The sequence below is a fragment of the Mesorhizobium sp. 131-2-1 genome (assembly GCF_016756535.1).
Classification (GTDB): Bacteria; Pseudomonadota; Alphaproteobacteria; order Rhizobiales; family Rhizobiaceae; genus Mesorhizobium.
Genome location: NZ_AP023247.1, coordinates 4,209,306 through 4,225,210, shown reverse-complemented (window position 1 = coordinate 4,225,210; position 15,905 = coordinate 4,209,306). Strand labels below are relative to the sequence as shown.

General features: G+C 67.6%; 17 protein-coding genes. 12 read left to right on the top strand and 5 right to left on the bottom strand.

Annotated elements, in window-relative coordinates; all coding sequences use genetic code 11:
• Nucleotides 1-93 precede the first annotated feature (93 nt).
• Both JG743_RS20480 and JG743_RS20475 read right to left on the bottom strand, forming a co-directional pair.
• Complete coding sequence (locus JG743_RS20480) at nt 94-372, bottom strand: hypothetical protein (RefSeq protein WP_202302769.1); 279 nt, start codon at nt 370-372, stop codon at nt 94-96.
• Between the two features lie 60 nt (nt 373-432).
• Nucleotides 433-1,182, bottom strand: coding sequence for a DUF899 domain-containing protein (locus JG743_RS20475; protein ID WP_202292578.1), 750 nt, complete (start codon nt 1,180-1,182; stop codon nt 433-435).
• A gap of 113 nt (nt 1,183-1,295) precedes the next feature.
• Here JG743_RS20475 and JG743_RS20470 point away from each other — a divergent pair, with 113 nt between their 5' ends.
• From JG743_RS20470 to JG743_RS20460, 3 genes are all read left to right on the top strand, one after another.
• Nucleotides 1,296-2,516, top strand: a complete 1,221-nt coding sequence (locus tag JG743_RS20470) for a helix-turn-helix domain-containing protein (RefSeq protein WP_202292577.1) — start codon at nt 1,296-1,298, stop codon at nt 2,514-2,516.
• A gap of 36 nt (nt 2,517-2,552) precedes the next feature.
• Entirely contained in the window at nt 2,553-3,209 is a 657-nt protein-coding gene (locus JG743_RS20465; RefSeq protein ID WP_202292576.1) for a Vgb family protein, read from the top strand.
• A gap of 116 nt (nt 3,210-3,325) precedes the next feature.
• Nucleotides 3,326-4,429, top strand: coding sequence for a glycosyltransferase family 4 protein (locus JG743_RS20460; protein WP_202292575.1), 1,104 nt, complete (start codon nt 3,326-3,328; stop codon nt 4,427-4,429).
• Between the two features lie 16 nt (nt 4,430-4,445).
• Here JG743_RS20460 and efp read toward each other — a convergent pair whose 3' ends face one another.
• On the bottom strand, nt 4,446-5,015 hold the full coding sequence (gene efp, locus JG743_RS20455) for an elongation factor P (protein WP_202302767.1): 570 nt from the start codon (nt 5,013-5,015) through the stop codon (nt 4,446-4,448).
• Nucleotides 5,016-5,144: 129 nt separating this feature from the next.
• On the opposite strand from efp, the gene epmA reads away from it, so the two are divergent.
• The 3 genes from epmA (at nt 5,145) to JG743_RS20440 (ending at nt 9,403) form a co-directional block, all read left to right on the top strand.
• Nucleotides 5,145-6,194, top strand: a complete 1,050-nt coding sequence (gene epmA / locus JG743_RS20450) for an EF-P lysine aminoacylase EpmA (RefSeq protein ID WP_202292574.1) — start codon at nt 5,145-5,147, stop codon at nt 6,192-6,194.
• 108 nt (nt 6,195-6,302) lie between these two features.
• Entirely contained in the window at nt 6,303-7,985 is a 1,683-nt protein-coding gene (locus tag JG743_RS20445) for a CHAT domain-containing protein (protein WP_202292573.1), read from the top strand.
• Nucleotides 7,982-9,403 (top strand): hypothetical protein, encoded by a 1,422-nt coding sequence (locus JG743_RS20440; protein WP_202292572.1) that lies wholly within the window; start codon nt 7,982-7,984, stop codon nt 9,401-9,403. The genes JG743_RS20445 and JG743_RS20440 overlap by 4 nt, the downstream gene beginning before the upstream one ends.
• Before the next feature lie 30 nt (nt 9,404-9,433).
• On the opposite strand, the gene JG743_RS20435 is transcribed toward JG743_RS20440, so the two are convergent.
• A complete protein-coding gene (locus JG743_RS20435; RefSeq protein ID WP_202292571.1) occupies nt 9,434-9,850 on the bottom strand; it encodes a VOC family protein in 417 nt (138 codons plus the stop codon).
• A 168-nt stretch (nt 9,851-10,018) separates the two neighbouring features.
• Between JG743_RS20435 and JG743_RS20430 the strand changes: the two genes are divergently transcribed.
• From JG743_RS20430 to lpxK, 6 genes are all read left to right on the top strand, one after another.
• On the top strand, nt 10,019-11,362 hold the full coding sequence (locus JG743_RS20430) for a TldD/PmbA family protein (protein WP_202292570.1): 1,344 nt from the start codon (nt 10,019-10,021) through the stop codon (nt 11,360-11,362).
• On the top strand, nt 11,349-12,155 hold the full coding sequence (locus JG743_RS20425) for a 3'(2'),5'-bisphosphate nucleotidase CysQ (RefSeq protein ID WP_202292569.1): 807 nt from the start codon (nt 11,349-11,351) through the stop codon (nt 12,153-12,155). Before JG743_RS20430 ends, JG743_RS20425 begins: the two co-directional genes overlap by 14 nt.
• Before the next feature lie 74 nt (nt 12,156-12,229).
• On the top strand, nt 12,230-12,475 hold the full coding sequence (locus JG743_RS20420; RefSeq protein WP_202292568.1) for a DUF4170 domain-containing protein: 246 nt from the start codon (nt 12,230-12,232) through the stop codon (nt 12,473-12,475).
• 5 nt (nt 12,476-12,480) lie between these two features.
• Complete coding sequence (locus tag JG743_RS20415) at nt 12,481-13,260, top strand: lysophospholipid acyltransferase family protein (RefSeq protein ID WP_202292567.1); 780 nt, start codon at nt 12,481-12,483, stop codon at nt 13,258-13,260.
• A complete protein-coding gene (gene waaA / locus JG743_RS20410; RefSeq protein ID WP_202292566.1) occupies nt 13,257-14,573 on the top strand; it encodes a lipid IV(A) 3-deoxy-D-manno-octulosonic acid transferase in 1,317 nt (438 codons plus the stop codon). Before JG743_RS20415 ends, waaA begins: the two co-directional genes overlap by 4 nt.
• Nucleotide 14,574: 1 nt before the next feature.
• A complete protein-coding gene (lpxK, locus tag JG743_RS20405) occupies nt 14,575-15,600 on the top strand; it encodes a tetraacyldisaccharide 4'-kinase (RefSeq protein WP_202292565.1) in 1,026 nt (341 codons plus the stop codon).
• 7 nt (nt 15,601-15,607) lie between these two features.
• On the opposite strand, the gene JG743_RS20400 is transcribed toward lpxK, so the two are convergent.
• Nucleotides 15,608-15,841 (bottom strand): DUF2093 domain-containing protein, encoded by a 234-nt coding sequence (locus tag JG743_RS20400; RefSeq protein ID WP_202292564.1) that lies wholly within the window; start codon nt 15,839-15,841, stop codon nt 15,608-15,610.
• Between the last annotated feature and the right edge of the window lie 64 nt (nt 15,842-15,905).

The following is a 15,905-nucleotide window of genomic DNA, read 5'->3' as shown; positions in this document are numbered from 1 at the left end:
CGGGGGCGGCCAGATGGTGCTCTCGCCATCACCGCTTCCTGCGCAAAGCAGACATTTGGGCCGGGATCGCGGTCATGCGCCGCAATCTCAATTTCACGCCCGCCTCGCTACCAGCCGCAGCCACGGCGCAAGATGGAAGGCGGCCATCAGCAGGTACATCGGCACCATGCCGCTGAGCATCGAGGCGCCGGGGCCGGGCATGCACATCATGTCATGGCTGCCATAGGCTGCCGTCAGCAGCGCCATGATCGCGAAAGTGGGTGCTGCCGCCAGGCAGAGCCAATCGGCGAGGCCAAAGCTCAAGCCGGACGCGCGGGGGGCGGGGTTGTCGATGCTCATCTCTTCGGCCTTTCGAAATGCTTGGGCTCCCAGCGAAACGTTGGAAGGATCAGCTCCGGCGGCGCGGTCGGCGCCGCCAGAGTCGCTTCGCGCTCAGGCGCTCTTGTTGCGGAACGCCGCTTCGCCGGCATCCGACACCTCGACCCATCTCTGGTCTGGGGCGGCACCTTCCTCGTAGCTGTCGTGCCAGTTCCACCACTTGTAGGTCTGGGTCTGCGGATAGCCTTCCGGCGAATCCTCCCACACCTCCTGGCGGCCGAGCGGGGTGACGTCGAGATAGCTCCAGACGGTGCCAAAAGCCTCGTCGCCGCGGTTGTTGATGAAATAGGTGCGGAAGATGCGCTTGCCGTCGCGGATGAAGACATTGTGGCCATGCCATTCGTCGACGCCGAAATCCTTATCCCAGCTGTCGGTGATGGTGTACCAGGGCATCTCCCAGCCCATCCGCTTCTTCAGCCGCTGAATGTCGGCCTGCGGTGCGCGCGAGGCATAGGCAAGCGTGGTGTCGCGGGCATTGAGATGGGCGAGGTTGCCGACCTGGTCGGCGCCGAGCGAGCAGCCGCGGCAGGCATGCTCCGGCCAGCCATAGACACCGGGCTCGAAGAAGGCGCGGTAGACGACCAACTGGCGGCGGCCCTCGAACAGATCTAGCAGGCTTGCCTTGCCGTTCGGGCCCTCGAACACATAATCCTTCTCGACAAGCATCCATGGCATGCGGCGGCGTTCCGCAGCGAGCGCATCTTTGGCGCGGGTGAGCGCCTTCTCCTTCACCAGCATCTCTTCGTGGGCGCCTTCCCAGGCCTCCTGCGAAACGATCGGCGGTGTCTTCATGTGCTGGGTCATTGCTCTTGTCCCGTTCTTTCGGTTTGGTTGGGATTGACGAGGACAGACATAGGGCCGGACGGCGCGATGGCGGGAGTTACAAGTGTGGCGGGATTTCTTGCGGCGGGTCGTGAATGGACTCGCTGATCAATGCCGCCGGCCGTGCGCTCGCCGCTGGGGATCCGCTCGGCGCCCTGAAGCGCGTCGCGCTGCGCCAGGACGCAGCCGCACTGGCTCTGCGCGGCATCGCCATGGCGCAGCTCGGCGACTTCGCCAAGGCAAAGACGCTACTGAAGAGCGCGGCCCGCGCCTTCAGCCCCAGGGAGGCGGTGGCGCGCGCCCGCTGCGTCGTCGCCGAAGCCGAGATCGCGCTGGTCTCGCGCGACCTTGGTTGGCCCGAAAAGGCGCTGCGGGCGGCGCGCGCGACGCTTGATGCGCATGGCGACCGGGTGAACGCCGCCTATGCCGGCAGTATCGAGGCGCGCCGCCTGATCCTGATCGGCCGGCTCGACGAAGCCGAGCGCCTGCTTGCCGGCTTCGATCCGGCGCCGCTGCCGCCGGTCGCGCGTGTCGCGCATGAGCTCGCCGCCGCCGGCATCGCGGTGCGGCGTTTGCGGACGAAGGCGGCGCGCTCGGCGTTCGGCCGCGCATCGCTCGCCGCCTACGAGGCCAACATTCCGGCGCTGAGGGCGGAAGTCGAAGCAGCCTCCCTGGTGTTGAACACGCCCGTAGGCCGGAAGATTGCGCAGGCATCGGAGACATTGCTGCCGCTCGATGAGGTCGAGACGCTGCTGGCGTCCGGCGCGCTCGTTATCGATGCCTGCCGCAACGTCGTGCGTGAGGCGGATACGGTTGTCTCGCTGGCCACCCGGCCGGTGCTGTTTGCGCTGGCGCGCACGCTCGCCGAGGCCTGGCCAGCGGATGCCTCGCGCGAAACGCTTTTGAGACGGGCCTTCCGGGCAAGGCATGCCGATGAATCGCATCGCGCGCGGCTCAGGGTCGAGATGGGGCGGCTGCGCGCCGAACTCGGCGCGTTCGCCGAAATCAACGCGACCGCCGCCGGCTTTGCGCTGACGCCGCTTGGCGCCAGCGAGGTGGTCGTACTGGCGCCGCCGGTCGAGGAAGAGCACGGCGCGGTGCTCGCCTTCCTCGCCGACGGCGAGTCCTGGTCGAGTTCGGCGCTGGCGATCGCGCTCGGCGCCAGCGCCCGCACCGTGCAGCGGGCGATGGAGGAGCTTTCGGCAGAGAAGAAGGTTCAGGCCATTGGCCGCGGCCGAGCCCGCCGCTGGATGATGCCGCCGGTGACCGGATTCCCGACTGTCTTGTTACTCCCGGGTCCGCTGCCGAGCGACTAGGGTTCCGCGCATTATTCAGGTCGATGGAGAATCAAGATGAAACGAGCCGCTGCCGAAATCCTGCGTGAGTACGGACCCTTTCCGGGGGTGAAGACCGTGGCTGGCGTGACGTTCGACGGCGAGAAGGTCTGGTTTGCCTCGGGCGACAAGCTCAATGCGCTCGATCCCGGGTCAGGAGCGACACTGCGCTCGATCGATGTCGCCGCGCATGCCGGAACCGCCTTCGACGGCAGGCATCTTTACCAGATAGCCGAAGAACGCATCCAGAAGATCGATCCGCAGACCGGCGAGGTCATCGCCACAATCCCGGCCCCCGGCAATGGCGGCGACTCCGGCCTGACCTGGGCCGAAGGTTCGCTCTGGGTTGGCGAGTACCGCGCCCGCAAGATCCATCAGATCGACCCCGAGACCGGCAAGGTGATCCGCACCATCGAGACCAAGCGCGTCGTCACTGGCGTCACCTGGGTCGACGGCGAGCTCTGGCACGGCACCTGGGAAGGCGACGAGAGCGATCTGCGGCGCATCGATCCTGCGACCGGCGAGGTGCTCCAGACGCTGGATATGCCGCCCGGAATGGGCGTGTCCGGACTGGAATCCGATGGCGCTGGCTGCTTCTTCTGCGGCGGCGGCAACAGCGGCAAGGTGAGGGCGGTGCGCCGGCCCGGCTATGCCCCCACGGTGGCGAACAAATAGAAGGCGAAGCCGGGGGCGTGTTCAGAACTTCGTGATCGAGGCGCCCGCCGTGCCCTCGCATATTGCCAAGTCACTGAAAGAAAAGCTAAATGCAGAGGGGCTTTGGGAATATCTTCATGCGTTTCGGCATGGCGATCAGCAATCTGTCGGCTTTCGGCGGGCTGCAGCGCGACTGTCTGTCGATTGCCAGGCATGTCGCCGCCGCCGGCCATGACGTCACCATCCTGACCACCGAAATACGCGGCGCGATCACCGATCCCGGCTGTCAGGTCAGGATCGTCAAGGCCGCCAACCGCACCAATCCCGGCCGCGACGTGGCGCTGGGTGCGGCGCTCAACCAGCAGCGGCGCGACTTCGACCGCATCGTCGGCTTCAACAAGCTGCCGATGCTCGACGTCTACTATTCGGGCGACCGCTCCTATGCCAAGGTCAAGCAGGGCGCCTGGCGCGCTTTGTCGCCGCGCTTCCGCACCCAGATGCAGCTCGAGCACGATTGCTTCGCGCCCGACGCCCGCACCAGCTTGATCATGCTCAGCGAGCGCCAGCAGAGCGAGTATCAGAGCGTCTGGAAGACGCCGGATAGCCGCTTCCGGCGGATTTCGCCCAACCTCGATCCGGCGCGGCGGCTGCCGCAATTGCGCAGCGATGGAACGCGCGAGCGCGTCCGGGCCAAGCTCGGCATCAGGCCAGGGGCGGAAACCTGGCTGTCGGTCGGCTGGGCGGCCTGGGTGAAAGGTTTCGACCGCGTGGCCCGCGCGCTGGAGGCCTTTCCAGGCTGCGTCTGGCTGGTCGCCGGGATCGCCGCCGACAGTCCGATGGCGCACCATGTGCTGCGCGGAATGCCGTGGCGGGTGCGCGGCAACGTGAAATTCCTCGGTTTCCGCGACGACATTCCCGCGGTCATGGCTGCGGCCGACTTGCTGCTTCACCCGGCGCGGATCGAGACCACCGGAACGGTCCTCGTCGAGGCGCTGGCCAATGGATTGCCGATCATCGTCACCGAGACCTGCGGCTTTGCCCATCTGGTGGAGCAGGCCGATGCCGGCCTCGTCATCTCCAGCGCCAGCTCGCGCCGCGACCTGATCGCGGCGGTCAAGGTCGCCCGCGCTCCCGGCCGGCAGGCCTCATGGTCGGCCAATGCCCGGCTCTTCGGCGCCGATCCGGCCTTGTCGCGCGGCCATGAAGAAGCGGCCCGCCTGATCGCCGGCGAGCTCTGGTAAGTTTGGAGGTCTGGGCTCAGTCCTTGGCGCGCTCGACGTAGGAGCCGTCGGCGGTCATCACCACCACGCGCGTGCCGGCGGAAATGTGCGGCGGCACCGCCGTGCGCACGCCGTTGGACAGCGTTGCCGGCTTATAGGACGAGGATGCCGTCTGGCCCTTGGTGACCGGCTCGGTATCGACCACCTCGAAGGTCGCGCGCTGCGGCAGCACCAGCGAGATCGGCACGCCGTTGAACTGCGCCAGCTGCACCGCCATGCCTTCCTGCAGATAGGGAGCCATGTCGCCGACCACGCCTTCCGGAGCCACGACCTGGTCGTAGCTTTCCGGATTCATGAAATGGAAGCCTTCGCCGTCCGAATAGAGGAAGGTATGCTCGCGCTCCTCGACATAGGCGCGCTCCACCATCTCGGTCGTGCGATAGCGTTCCGAAATCTTCACGCCGTCGCCGATGCGGCGCATGTCGAGCTGGGTCACCGGCGTGCCCTTGCCAGGGTGGATGTTTTCGGCAAAGAGGATGACATAGAGCTTGCCGTCCTTATCGACGACGTTGCCTTTGCGTAAGGAGCTGGCGATGACCTTGACCACAGTGTTCAATCCCAATCGAGTTTTTCGGCCTGCAAGCGTTGATTGCCACAAATCGGCTACGGCGGCCACCGCGTGCGCCCTAGCGCATCTTGCGCCGAACCGCCAGCCTTCTTGGCGATTTTCCTGCCGATGAGCAGCGAAGCTTCCCCCTGGTGGACGCCTGATGTCCATGCCGACCGCCGGTCGCGGCTGCTGGCGCGCAACGCCATTGCCACCGCCTTGCGCGGCTGGTTCGGCGAGCGCGATTTCATCGAGGTCACGACATCGGCGCTCCAGGTCTCGCCCGGCAACGAGGCGCATCTGGCTGCCTTCGCCACCGAGGCGATCGGGACGGACGCTGCGCGCCAGCCGCTCTATCTGCACACTTCGCCGGAATTCGCCTGCAAGAAGCTGCTTGCCGCTGGCGAGCGGCGCATCTTCAGCCTCGGCCCGGTGTGGCGCAACCGCGAGCGCGGGCCCTTGCATCATCCGGAATTCACCATGCTCGAATGGTACCGTGTCGGCGAAACTTATGAGAGCCTGATGGCGGACTGCGCCGAATTCCTGGCGCTGGCGGCGGAGAAGGCTGGCGCTAGAATCTTCCGTTTCCGTGGCCGCGAGGCCGACCCTTTCGCCGAGCCGGAGCGGCTGAGTGTCACTGAGGCTTTTTCTCGCCATGCCGGCATCGACCTTCTCGCCACCGTCTCCGCCGACGGCGGCACCGATCGCGCTGCGCTGCATGATGCCCTCGTCCGTGCCGGCCTGCGCACCGCGCCCGACGATCATTGGGCCGACCTGTTCAGCCGCGTGATGGTCGAGAAGGTTGAGCCGGCGCTGGGGCAGGGGCGGGCCACCATCCTCCATGGCTATCCGGTCTCGGAAGCTGCCCTTGCCCGGCCGAGCGCGGCGGATCCGCGCGTTGCCGAGCGTTTCGAGCTCTATTGCTGCGGCGTCGAGCTCGCCAACGCTTTCGGCGAACTGACCGACCCCGCCGAGCAGCGCCGCCGCTTCGCCGCCGAGATGGACGAGAAGGAGCGCGTCTACGGCGAGCGCTATCCGATCGACGAGGATTTCCTCGCGGCGCTGGCCAGCATGCCGCAAGCGAGCGGCTCCGCGCTCGGCTTCGACCGGCTGGTGATGCTGGCGACCGGCGCGGCGCGGATCGACGATGTGATCTGGACGCCGGTGGCAAGTACCTGAACCGCAGGCTGGCGTCCCACCGCCCCCTTGCATCCCTCTCGTCCCACCACAATGATGGCGTGATCGCCGCCTATCCCGGCATGGCGATCGGCGGGCAGGGGCTTGTCATTGGGGCTGGTTGATCTGAAGTCGGCGCGGGCGCTTTGGCGCCTGGCTCGCATCTGTGTCGTGGCGGTCGGGCTGGCGTCCGTCGCCGCGCCGGCGGCAGCGCTGGCAGCCGACCGACACCTCGAAGAAGCGTTCGAGGCAGCGCAATGGGCGTTGCTTTCCTCCGCCGGCAACGCCCTGCAGCAGCTTGGCCTGCGCGCCGCCGCCGGCTCGCCCGAGCTGGCCGGCATCGTGCGCCAGCGCCAGGATCTCGTGGCCATGGTCGACGAGAAGGAAAAGGCGCTGGGGCAGGCGACTTCTGCCGGCGCGAGCGGCGCCGACGCGCTGGTGCGCTTGCGCGGCGAGATCGATTCGATGCGCGCCGAGCTGGTCGGTGTCGACACCAGGCTGGCGCGGTCCTTTCCGCGCTATGCCGACCTTGCCCATCCCAAACCGCTGTCGGTGGCCGACGTGCAGGCCCTGCTGGAGGAGGACGAGGGCCTGCTGCTCATGCTTGCCGGGCACGACCACATCTTCGCCTGGGGCATCGGCAAGCACGACAGCGCCTGGACCGAGACCGGTTACGGGGCGGAAGTCCTCGGCGACGACATCGCCAGATTGCGGGCCGAGCTCGATCCGGCGGCGGCCGCGCGCGGCGCCAGGACGCTGGTTCCCGGCATGGACAGACCGCGTGTCGCGCCTTTCGATCGCTTGACGGCCAATATCCTCTACGGCGAGTTGGTCAGGCCGGTCGAGACGGCGCTGAAGGCCGCGCGCCATGTCTTTGTCGTCAATGACGGTCCGCTGGCTGGGCTTCCCCTGTCGGTGCTCGTCGCCTCGGCGCCCGTCGGCGAGGACACCGACCCGGAGGCGCTGCGCCGGACCGATTGGCTGGCGAGGCACTATGCCTTCACCACCTTGCCGTCGGTCGACAGCCTTGCCGTCATCCGCAAATACCCGCCGCCGCGCGGCGCCGAAAAGCGCTCCGCCTTTCGTGGCTTCGGCGCTCCGGTGCTGGGCGGCGAGACGGTGCAGGTGGCATCCGCCTCGTCCACCGGCTTCTTTCGCGGCAGCCTGGCCGACGTCGAAGCGGTGCGCGATCTGCCGGCGCTGCCGCAGACCGGCCCGGAACTGCGCAAGCTCGCCGCCATTCTCGGCGCGCCCGAAACGGACCTCTATATCGGGGCGCGGGCGAGCGAGATCATCGTCAAGCAGGCCGACCTGTCGACGACCGATGTGCTGGCCTTCGCCACCCACGGCCTGCTCTCTGGCGACCTGCGCGGCCTGGCCGAGCCAGCCCTGGTGCTGACGCCACCGCAAGTCGCCACCGCGCAGGATGATGGTTTGCTGACGGCGTCCGAGGTGGCGGAACTGAAACTGTCGGCGCAATGGGTCATCCTGTCGGCCTGCAACACCGCCGGCGGCGACGGCCGGCCGGATGCGGAAGGTCTATCGGGCCTGGCGCGCGCCTTCCTCTATGCCGGCGCGCGGGCGATCCTCGTCTCCCACTGGCCGGTCCGCGACGATGCCGCCGCCCGCCTGACCACGCAGACGCTTGCCGCGCTCGGCAGCGGCGTCAGGGTCCGCCGTGCCGAGGCGTTGCGCCTGGCCATGCTCGATCTCATGGGGAACAAAGACGATCCCTCGCTTGCGCACCCTTCCGCCTGGGCGCCTTTCGTCATTGTCGGGGAGGGCGGCTATTGAAGACGGTTTTGCGCCTCATCGCCGCGTCCCTGCTATGTCTCCAGGCAAATATTGCCCTGGCTGACCGCATCGATCCTTTCGCCCTGGCTGGGAAGGCGGCCGAGGCCTACCGCAAGAACGACAGCTACCCCGAAGTGCGCGGCATATTCAGCGAGGCTCTGCGCGACGCCCGCCGCAAGGGCGAGCTCACGCCCGACTTTGCGATCATCTACGCCATGTATGCCGACACAACCCGTTTCGACGGCAACCCGGCCTTCGCGTTGCAGCTGGCGGATGAGGGCCTGGCGCTCGCGCTCGGCGCGCCGCAGCCCGATGCCGACATGAAGAATTCGCTGTTGGTGTCGCGCGCCTATGCGCTTGCCGATCTCGGCCGCTACAAGGAAGCGATCGAGACGGTGACCATCACCGCGCTGTGGATGGGCGAACGCTTCGGCGAGGCGCAGCGCAAGCAACTGGAGGACCAAGCCCAGTCGTGGGCGAAGCTCTCCGCCGGCGCCGCTGCCGGGCAGGCCCTGCCGTCGGCCGCTGAACTGGCGCTCGATCTTGCCGGGAAGGCCGAGCAGGCGCTCGCCGTTGGCAATACGGAACTTGCTCTCGCGCTCGCATCGCGGGCCATGCTGCCGGGCGGCACCGGACTTGCCCCGGACGACGTCGATTTCCAGAATGCCCGCTGCCAGTCGATCTCCGGCGTGGCCTATGCGCTCGAGGGGCGCAATGCCCTGGCCGTGATGGCGCTGCGCAGGGCTGGCGACCTTCTCGTTGCCTCGCCATGGGACGGCCAGTCGAAGCCCAAGTTGCGCGATCGGGTGCTTACGGATCCTGGCTGGCGACGCCTGGCCTGGGATGTCTTCAGCCATCTCAGCGCTTCGGCCCAGGCGACGGGCGACTTGAAAGGCGCCGCTATCGCCGTCGCAACCGCGAGTGCCTTTGCCGAGGCACCGGAACAGCGCTTTTCGCTGCTGTCGCAGCAGGCCGCGCTCGCCTTCGCCGATGGCGACTACCGGCGCGCGGAGGAAGCCTTCAGGAAGAGCGAGGCCGAAGCAGTCGAATCAGGCAACGCGGTCAACGCGGCGCTGTCGCGGCTCTATATCGCAATCGCGGCCCTGGCGCGTGGTGGCAGCACGTCCGACGGGACCGAATTGCGCGCTCTCGTGCAGGCCGCCACAGCCGCGGCGGACGTCTCCCGGGACGATCCGCAGATGGCCGAATATGTGCTGACGACGGCGGTGCGTATGATCGTGACCAAGACCAATAGCTATGAAGCCGCCATGCCGCTTGCCCACCGCGCCTACGACGTCTTCAGGCAAAGGCAAACGGCGATGGCCAGTTACGACGCCGGCCAGGAAGCCTCCCGCCGCGACGGCCGGCGCTTCCTCGAAATCTTCATCGCCGGCCAGTACGAGGCGGGCGCGAAGTAGCGCGCCGCGCGGCGTGGTCCGGATCGCGCATCAATGCGCGAAAACCTGTTCCAGCGAGCGGAAACCCTTGAATTCCAGGGCATTGCCGGAGGGATCGCGGATGAACAGCGTGGCCTGCTCGCCGGGCTCGCAACTGAAGCGCACCATCGGTCGTTCCAGCCAGTCGATGTCGTCGCGGGCTTCCAACCGGGCGGCCAGTCGCTCCCATTCGTCCATCAGCAGCACCGCGCCGAAATGCGGAATCGGCACCGCGACGCCGTCGACCTCGCCGTCGCGCGCCGCTTGCGATGCCCGTGGCCGCAAATGCGCCGACATTTGGTGGCCGTAGAGGTCGAAGTCCACCCAAGTCGCCGAGGAGCGGCCGATGGCGCAGCCGAGCACCTCGCCATAGAAAGCGCGGGTTTCATCGAGATCACGCACCGGAAAGGCGAGATGGAAAGGCGTCATGGCGAAGGCTCCTGGCAGTTTGGCGATGCTCCGGCCGGTTGCATTGGCCGGTTCGGACGCGCTTTGGTCGCGGCGCCCTGATTGCCCTTCTGCCATTGCACAAGCGGCAGGGGAACAATAGATGGTGCGGCAGCCTCTTAATCGGGCCGAACAGACAGGATCAAGTGCATGACCGACAAGCTCGACGCAGCGAAACTGACCGACCGCGTCGCGGCGCTTGTCGAGGCTGCGAAGCGCGCCGGCGCCGATGCCGCCGACGCGGTCGCGGTGCGCGGCCGTTCGGCCGGCGTTTCGGTGCGGCTAGGCAAGGTCGAGGGCACCGAGTCGTCCGAAAGCGAGGATGTCGCGTTGCGCGTCTTCGTCGGCCAGCGGGTGGCGAGCGTCTCCGCGACCGCCGCATCTGACTCCAAGGCGCTTGCCGAACGCGCCGTCGCCATGGCCAGGGGATCGCCCGAGGATCCCTATCAGGGCCTTGCCGATCCCGCGCTTCTGGCCCGCAGCCCGCGCGACCTCGACCTGTTCGACGCCACCGAGGTTCCGGCCGACGCGTTGAAGGAGGCGGCGCTTGCCGCCGAGGCTGCAGCGCTCGCCGTGAAGGGCGTCACCAATTCGGCCGGCAGCAGCGCCAGCGCCGGCCTCGGCGGCCTGGTGCTCGCCACCTCGCACGGTTTCGTCGCCCAATATGTCGCCTCACGCTTCTCGCGCTCGACCAGCGTCATTGCCGGCGAGGGCACCGGCATGGAGCGCGACTATGAGTTTTCCTCCCGCCAGCATTTCGCCGATCTCGATGCGCCCGAAGAGATTGGCCGCAAGGCCGGCGAGCGCGCCGTGCGCCGTCTCGGCGCGCGCAAGGCGGCGACCGGGCCGGTCGACGTCGTGTTCGACCCGCGCGTCGCGCGCGGCATCGCCGGCCATCTCGCCGGCGCAATCAATGGCGCGGCAGTGGCGCGCAAGACCAGCTTCCTGCGCGACATGATGGGCAAGCAGGTTGCGTCTTCCGCAATCACGGTTACCGACGAGCCGCTCAGGCGCCGCGGCCAGGCCTCGCGCCCCTTCGACGGCGAGGGCGTCGAGGGGCAAAAGCTGCTCATGCTCGACAAGGGCGTGCTCAACCACTGGTTCCTGTCGACCTCGGCGGCTCGCGAGCTCGGCCTGGTCACCAACGGACGCGGCTCGCGCAGTGGCTCTTCGGTCTCGCCTTCCTCGACCAATCTTGCCATCGAGCCGGGCGAGCAGGCGCCGGAGGATCTCATCAAGTCGCTGAAGAGCGGCTTCTATGTCACTGAAGTCTTTGGCCAGGGTGTCGACATGGTGACCGGCGAATACAGCCGTGGCGCCTCCGGCTTCTGGATCGAGAATGGCGAGCTTGCCTATCCGGTCGCCGAGGTGACGATCGCCTCGAATCTGAAGACCATGTTCCTGAACATGGTGCCGGCAAGCGACCTCGACCGCAATTTCGGCACCGCCGCGCCCTCGCTCCTCATCGAAGGCATGACCCTTGCCGGCGCCTGACCCGCTCATCCTGACCGGGGCGCGCGAGGATCTCGCTCTGCTGCGTGACGCCGCCCGCGAGGCGGGCGCGATCGCCATGCGCTATTTCGGCAACAACCCGCAAGTCTGGATGAAGGGCGGCACCTCGCCGGTCAGCGAGGCCGACCACGCGGCGGACGCCTATCTGCGCGAAACCTTGCTCAAGGCGCGGCCGGACTATGGCTGGCTGTCGGAGGAAACCGCCGACGACCACGCCAGGCTTGCCGCGCGCCGCACCTTCGTCGTCGATCCGATCGACGGCACGCGCGGTTTTCTCGACGGCCTGCATTCCTGGTGCGTCAGCGTCGCCGTGGTGGAAAACGGCGTAACGCTCGCCGGCGTGCTCGAATGCCCGGCCAAGCACGAGACCTATTGGGCGCTGCCCGGCGAGGGCGCCTTTCTGAACGGCGAGCGCATCCGTGTGCGCGCGCCGGCGGACATGGTGGATATCGGCGGACCGAAGCCGCTGGTCGACCTGATGCCGGAAGCCTGGCAGGGCCGGCTGCACCGCATGCCATACATCCCCTCGCTGGCCTACCGGCTGGCGATGATCGCCGCCGGCAAGCTCGATGCGACCTTCGTCAAGCCCAATGCGCATGACTGGGACATCGCCGCCGCCGACCTCATCCTGCGCGAGGCGGGCGGCGCCTTGCTCGACCGGCAAGGCCTGCAGCCGCGCTATGCCGGCGCGGTGATCCACCACGGCGCACTGGCCGCCGGCAGCGGCGAGCTGCTCGACGTGCTTGCCGGCGTCATCGCCGGGCTGGAGAGTTGAACCATCATCAAAGGTTCCAAAGTCGGCGGCTTTGGTCTAGACCTTTGCAAACTCACGATATGTGAAGGACCGACATGGCCGTGGAAGACGGAAAGAAACAGCTTTTGCACCTGGTGTTCGGCGGCGAGCTGAAGAAGCTGGGCGGAACCGAATTCCGCGACCTCGACGGGCTCGACATCGTCGGAATCTATCCCGACTATCAATCCGCGCACGCGGCCTGGAAAGCAAAGGCACAGTCCAGCGTCGACAATGCCCATATGCGCTATTTCGTGGTTCACCTGCACCGGCTGCTCGATCCGGACAGCAGGGCCGCCGGTTGAGACCGATGGAGCATGAAGCGGTGAAAGGGCCGGTCACCAGCCCTGCGCGGCGCGGCGGCACGACCCGCACGCTCTGGCGCCGGATCCGCGAGCCGCTGGCGCAATCGCGGTTCGTCAAGAGCTTCATCGCAGGCCTGTTCGCCAATTTCGTCCGTCTGGTTCGCCTGACCAGCCCGCTGGTCAAGGGGTCGACTCAGGTCGCCGGCGGCGCCTACGCGCATCTGGAACCCGGCATCATCGCCCTCTGGCACGGCCAGCATCTCTTGACGCCTGCGTATTATCCCAAGGGCCGGCCGCTTGTCGCCATGGTCTCGCGCAGCGCGGATGCCGAGCTCAACGCGCTGATGCTTGAGAAATTCGGCATCGAGGCGGTGCGCGGCTCCGGTGGTCGTGACAGTTCGAGGCATGTCGACAAAGGCGGCGCCAAAGCCTTGATTGCTCTGAAGAAATCACTCGCCGCCGGCAAGAACGTGGCCATGATCGCCGACATCCCGCACGGCACGCCGCGCGACGCGGGGATGGGCATCGTGCTTCTGGCGCGCCTGTCCGGTCGGCCGATCCTGCCTTCGGCGATCGCCACCAGCCGCCGCAAGGTGCTCGAAAAAAGCTGGGACAAAACCACCATCAACCTGCCTTTCGGCCGCTCAGCGGTTATCGTCGGGCCGCCGGTATTCGTGCCGGCCGATGCCGACGACGCCGAGATGGAACGCAAGCGCCAGGAAGTCACCGCCGCGATCAACGCGGCAATGACCGAGGTCTATCGCCTCGTGGACGGCCCGAAATGAGCGAGCGCTGGGCGCGCGCCATGCTGTCGGCCTACCGCTACGCGGGCGCCGCCGCCTATCCGCTGATCGGCCCTTATGTCGCCTGGCGCACCTCCAGGGGCAAGGAGGATCGCGTGCGCCGGCGCGAGCGCTACGGCGTCGCCGGCCGTCCGCGCCCGGAAGGGCCGGTGATCTGGATCCACGCAGCCAGTGTCGGCGAGACCCTCGCCGTCGTGCCGCTGGTCGAGAGCATCCTCGACTACGGCGTCAACATCGTGCTCACCACCGGCACGGTCACCTCCGCGCAGGTCGTCGACGAGCGGCTCGGCGACCGCATCATCCATCAATATGTGCCGCTCGACCTGAAGCCCGCGGTCAGCCGCTTCCTCGATCACTGGCGGCCCGATCTCGCCATCATCGCCGAATCGGAGATCTGGCCGATGACCATGCTCGAGCTCGGCGCCCGCCGCGTGCCGCAGGTGCTGGTCAATGGCAGGCTCTCCGACCGCTCCTTCTCGTCCTGGAAGAAGCGCGCCAACATCGCCGAGGCATTGTTCGAGAACCTTGCCCATGTCATTGCCCAGTCGGATGTCGACGGTGAGCGCTTCCGCACGCTCGGCGCCCGGCCGGTCACCGTGTCGGGCAACCTGAAGGTCGATACCGCGCCGCCTCCGGTCGACGAGCGCGCGCTCGCCTCGCTAAGGCGGCAGATCGGCGAGCGTCCGACCTGGGCGGCGATCTCGACCCATGACGGCGAGGAGGTGGTGGCGGCGGAGGTGCACGCCACCTTGCACCGGCGCCACCATGGCCTGCTCACCATCATCGTGCCGCGTCATCCCGACCGCGCCGAGGCATTGTCCGCGCAGATTTCCGGCATGGGCCTGAAGCTTGCCCGCCGCAGCAAGGGCGACAGGATCACGGCCGACACCGACATCCTGCTCGGCGATACGATCGGCGAGATGGGCCTCTATCTCAGGCTGACCGAGATCGCCTTCGTCGGCCGCTCGCTGACCTCCGAGGGCGGCCAGAACCCGCTCGAGCCGGCGATGCTTGAGACGGCGGTGCTTGCCGGCCGCAACGTGCAGAATTTCCGCGAAGCCTATCAGCGCCTGCTCGACAGCGGCGGCGCCAAGCTGGTGCGCGATCGCGACATGCTGGCCGGCGCCGTCAACTTCCTGCTGAGCAACGAGGTGGCGCGCCACGAGATGATGGCGGCGGGCGCTGCCACCGTCGACGAGATGCGCGGCGCGCTGGCGCGCACGCTGAAGTCGCTGGAGCCCTATATCCAGCCGCTGATCGTCAAGTCGCGCCTGAAGGGCGCCGACGGGAGGTAGCGTGACCTCCGAAGCACCACCCTTCTGGTGGGAAGAACCGGACTGGCGCGTGCTGGCGCTGTCGCCGCTGTCGGCCGCCTATGCGCTCATTGCCGGCCGCCGCATGCGCCGCGCGCCGCGCGAAAAGGTCGAGGCGCCGGTGCTGTGCGTCGGCAACTTCACCGTCGGCGGCAGCGGCAAGACGCCGGTGGCGATCGCGCTGGCGGGGCAAGCCAGGCGCATGCAGCTCCGCCCCGGCTTCCTGTCGCGCGGCCATGGCGGGTCCTTCGGTGAGCCGCATATCGTCGATCTGCATCACGATGCCGCCAGGCATGTCGGCGACGAGCCGCTGCTTCTGGCCGAGCATGCGCCGGTGGCGGTGACGCCGAACCGCGCCGCCGGCGCCCGGCTGCTGGTGGAAAAGCTGGGCTGCGACTTCCTCATCATGGACGACGGCTTCCAGAGCGCGCGCCTCCATATCGACTTCGCGCTGGTGGTCGTCGACGCGCGCTACGGCATCGGCAATGGTCGCGTCATTCCGGGCGGGCCGCTCAGGGCCAACATCGTCGACCAGCTGGTGTTCACCAGCGGGCTGCTCAAGATGGGCGAGGGGACGGCGGCCGATCCGGTGGTGCGCCGGGCGGCGCGCGCCGGCCGGGCTATCTTCGAGGCGCACACCGAGCCTCGCGGCGCTGAGCGCTTCGCCGGCAAGCGCTTCCTCGCCTTTGCCGGCATCGGTCATCCCGACAAGTTCTTCGGCACGCTGCGCCAGGCCGGCGGCGAGGTGGTGGTCTCAAAATCCTTCCCCGACCACCATTTCTACGCCGAGGACGAGCTTGCCGAGCTGGCGGCGACCGCCAGGCGCGATGGGCTCCGCCTCATCACCACGGCCAAGGACGCAGCCCGGCTGCGCCATGGCGCGTCGCAAGAGTTCCTGGACCAGCTCGAGGTGCTGGAGATCGATGCCGTGTTCGAGCTCGGCCACGTGCCCGAGCGCATCATCAACGAGACGCTTGATGCGTGGCGGCAGCGCAAGCTGCGGGGGTGAGACGTGCCTACCCGCGGCTGCGCAGCTCCGGGCGCACCTCGATCTCGCGGCGCAGCGAGGCGGTGGCGTTGGCGTAGGGTTCCTGCCGGGCGACGCTCCAGTATTTGAGCTCGTCGAGCGGAATGCTCTCGCCGGTCACCGCGCAGCGCACGAACGCGCCGGGGCTGGTGACCTGGAAGTCGCCGTCGAGATAGCGGATGCGGGCTTCCTTGCCGCCCGGGCCTTCAAAACGGTTCATCATGAAATTACGCTTGGGTTCATGGGATTCAATCGCCACAAATCGCGGGCAAGGTCAAGCTTGACGC

Excerpts from the sequence above, each read along its gene's own strand:
- waaA (WP_202292566.1), top strand. The coding sequence starts at position 13,257 with ATGAGCGAGCGCTGGGCGCGCGCCATGCTGTCGGCCTACCGCTACGCG.
- JG743_RS20465 (WP_202292576.1), top strand. The coding sequence starts at position 2,553 with ATGAAACGAGCCGCTGCCGAAATCCTGCGTGAGTACGGACCCTTTCCG.
- epmA (WP_202292574.1), top strand. The coding sequence starts at position 5,145 with ATGAGCAGCGAAGCTTCCCCCTGGTGGACGCCTGATGTCCATGCCGAC.
- JG743_RS20415 (WP_202292567.1), top strand. The coding sequence starts at position 12,481 with ATGGAGCATGAAGCGGTGAAAGGGCCGGTCACCAGCCCTGCGCGGCGC.
- JG743_RS20460 (WP_202292575.1), top strand. The coding sequence starts at position 3,326 with ATGCGTTTCGGCATGGCGATCAGCAATCTGTCGGCTTTCGGCGGGCTG.
- JG743_RS20430 (WP_202292570.1), top strand. The coding sequence starts at position 10,019 with ATGACCGACAAGCTCGACGCAGCGAAACTGACCGACCGCGTCGCGGCG.
- JG743_RS20435 (WP_202292571.1), bottom strand. The coding sequence starts at position 9,850 with ATGACGCCTTTCCATCTCGCCTTTCCGGTGCGTGATCTCGATGAAACC.
- JG743_RS20400 (WP_202292564.1), bottom strand. The coding sequence starts at position 15,841 with ATGATGAACCGTTTTGAAGGCCCGGGCGGCAAGGAAGCCCGCATCCGC.
- JG743_RS20470 (WP_202292577.1), top strand. The coding sequence starts at position 1,296 with ATGGACTCGCTGATCAATGCCGCCGGCCGTGCGCTCGCCGCTGGGGAT.
- JG743_RS20420 (WP_202292568.1), top strand. The coding sequence starts at position 12,230 with ATGGCCGTGGAAGACGGAAAGAAACAGCTTTTGCACCTGGTGTTCGGC.
- JG743_RS20475 (WP_202292578.1), bottom strand. The coding sequence starts at position 1,182 with ATGACCCAGCACATGAAGACACCGCCGATCGTTTCGCAGGAGGCCTGG.